Origin of the sequence: Pseudomonas sp. NPDC088885, assembly GCF_044750025.1 — a bacterium.
Taxonomy (GTDB): Bacteria; Pseudomonadota; Gammaproteobacteria; order Pseudomonadales; family Pseudomonadaceae; genus Aquipseudomonas; species Aquipseudomonas rustica.
This window is the reverse complement of sequence record NZ_JBIVJB010000210.1, coordinates 1-2,643: the sequence shown is the minus strand read 5'-3', so window position 1 is coordinate 2,643 and position 2,643 is coordinate 1. Positions and strand designations below refer to the sequence as shown.

The window sequence follows — 2,643 nt, the reverse complement described above, 5'->3', positions numbered from 1 at the left end:
GGCAAAAAACAAGCCGAGGATTATACCTGAGCTATGACCTCACGCGCCAGTTGAGGTCGGGTTTGATGCGGAAACATTGCGACTTAGAAGGTCGCGCAGTTGATTTTTCTCTTCAATACTCAGTTCGCTTTGACGGGCTTTCCTGAGTAACTGTTCAAGATTTCGCTCGCGTTGGCGGGCTGACAAGCTAGTAATGGTGTCGAAAAACTGTTGTTCAAGGTTATCTCCGTCAATCAACCACTCCTTTTCTGCCAATGCCTTGAGCAATCGACCCTGTTCAGTGCCGTGCCATCGCGCGATCAACTGAAATGAGTTTAGCTTGGGATTCTTCTGTACGGCTTCGAGCAGCGCCACAAGCAGCTGGGCGTTGGTCTGATTCTCGTCCGCAATGTGCCCGGCATCTTCGACGCGCTCGGCCAGTTGCGGGTGATGGAGCAGTGTGCGCAGGGCGGTCAGGGTTGGCGATTCGACGCCAATCGGCGTGCGCGGGCGTTGCTGGTCGCGATCGCCGCCACGCTTGCCGTTTTTATCCCAGGGCTTCTTGTCCCACTTCTTGCCGCCAGCGCCAGGTTTCTTCGGCGTCCACTCCTGCTGCGGCACATACATGTCCTGTGCCTGCGGCTGATGGTAGTCGCTGTAGTCCGGCATTGCGTCGTAATTGATGCCCGGGTCGTAAGCGGGCGGCGCTTCCTGCGGCGCATTTTGCGCCAGCTGACTGACAGTTTCGCTGCTCAGGCCGGTGATTTCGGTCAGGCGCTGACGCATCAGGATGCGCAGGTTGGCGTCCGGCACTTTGTCGATCAACGGTGCGGCGAGGGTGGCCATATGCGCCTTGCCCTCGAGCGAGCGCGGGTCGGACTCTTCGGTCAGTTGCTGGAAGAAATAGTCGGCCAGCGGCTGAGCGTGCTGATTGATGCGCGCCTTGAAGGCATCGGTGCCTTCAGCGCGAACCAGCGTATCCGGGTCTTCGCCTTCGGGCAGAAACAAAAAGCGTGCGCGACGCCCGTCCTGCAGGCTCGACAGCGTTGCTTCGAGTGCGCGCCACGCGGCGTTGCGGCCAGCCTGGTCGCCGTCGAAACAGAACAACACGTTCGGTACGACGCGAAACAGGCGCTTCAAATGTTCTTCGCTGGTCGCGGTGCCCAGCGTCGCGACGGCATTCTTCAAGCCTTGTTGGGCGAGCGCGATGACGTCCATATAACCTTCGACGACGATGATTTCGTCGAGGTTGCGGTTGTTCTTGCGTGCTTCATAAAGGCCGTAGAGTTCCTGACCTTTATGGAAAACCGGGGTTTCCGGGGAGTTCAGGTACTTGGGCTTGTCGTCGCCGAGTACGCGGCCACCGAAGGCGATGATACGGCCGCGGGTGTCGCGTATCGGGAACATCACGCGATCGCGGAAGCGGTCATAGCGTTTGCCGGTTTCGGCGTTCTCGATCAGCAGCCCGGCGTCGATCATGGCTTTTTGCTGAAGGGTGTCGCTGCTCAAATGTTTGAACAGGTTATCCCAGCCTGGCGGCGCGAAGCCGAGGCCGAAATCCCGGGCGATCTCGCCGGTTAGGCCGCGACCCTTGAGGTAATCCACGGCAGCTTTGCGCGCGGGGTGGCTCTTGAGGGCCTGCTTGTAAAAATCGGCAGCGGCAGTGAGCAACGGATAGAGCGGCGAATCAGTCGGTTGCCGTGGCTTGCGCTCGCGGCCGCTTTCTTCGCGGGGGATTTCCATGCCGGCGGCTTTCGCCAGATCTTCGATGGCCTGGGGGAAATCCAGGTTGTCGTGATCCATGAGAAAGCCGAGGGCATTACCGCCGGCGCCGCAGCCGAAGCAGTAATAGAACTGCTTGTCGGGGCTGACGCTGAACGACGGGGTTTTCTCTTTGTGAAACGGGCAACAGGCGGTGTAGTTCTTGCCGGCCTTCTTCAATTGCACGCGCGAACTGACCACATCGACGATGTCGGTGCGGTTCAGCAGGTCGTCAATGAAGCTCTGGGGAATTAGCCCGGCCATGGCATTCTCGTCGTCTGCGCTGCAATAAGTCCGATGCGTAAGGCTGCCGGACGCGGGTCGTTGTTTGAAGCACGCAAAAAGTGCGGCTCGACCGGTGTCGTCTGCGTAATCGCTGTCGGGAAGTGTATCTGCCGAAAAACCACTGACGTTAGTACCTATCAGTCTTCGACTATTTGAAAGTGTTGCGCTGAATCCGCTGACGGCCGGTTGAGGGCCTCGGATAGCTCAATAAAGCGGGCACGCATGCAGGTGCCTTGGGCTGATCGTCGTGAGAGGAATCAGTGGGTGTGCTCGTCAGTAGCCTTGAAAGGCTCGTCAGAAAAGACGTGCACCGCTGGCAAAAGAGCCAGGTCTGACGTGTGAAGCAGATTCGTCTTAGTCGCGTGTGCGGCTTCGACGTTGAAGCATCAAGCGTTTTACGCAAATGCCATTAGCCCGGCTCAGAGCCGGGCTTAGGCAAGAAGCTTGCTACGAACGTCTGTGTATTAGTACAGACGAACGGCGCGGCGCTGTTCGCGCTGAACTTTCTTGGCGTGACGCTTAACAGCGGCTGCTGCTTTGCGCTTACGCTCAGAAGTTGGCTTCTCGTAAAATTCGAGTATTCGATATTCATGTAGTTATCTGGTTTTTTGTATGTTT

General features: G+C 57.7%; 1 protein-coding gene and 1 pseudogene. Both read right to left on the bottom strand.

Annotated elements, in window-relative coordinates; genetic code table 11:
- Positions 1–39: 39 nt before the first annotated feature.
- Complete coding sequence (gene dnaG, locus ACIP1X_RS28560; protein WP_400755934.1) at positions 40–2,004, bottom strand: DNA primase; 1,965 nt, start codon at positions 2,002–2,004, stop codon at positions 40–42.
- A gap of 485 nt (positions 2,005–2,489) precedes the next feature.
- A pseudogene (rpsU, locus tag ACIP1X_RS28555) lies at positions 2,490–2,621 on the bottom strand (30S ribosomal protein S21); the annotation flags it as partial.
- Positions 2,622–2,643 lie beyond the last annotated feature (22 nt).

Coding starts and splice junctions, on each gene's coding strand:
- dnaG (WP_400755934.1), bottom strand. CDS start 2,004: ATGGCCGGGCTAATTCCCCAGAGCTTCATTGACGACCTGCTGAACCGC.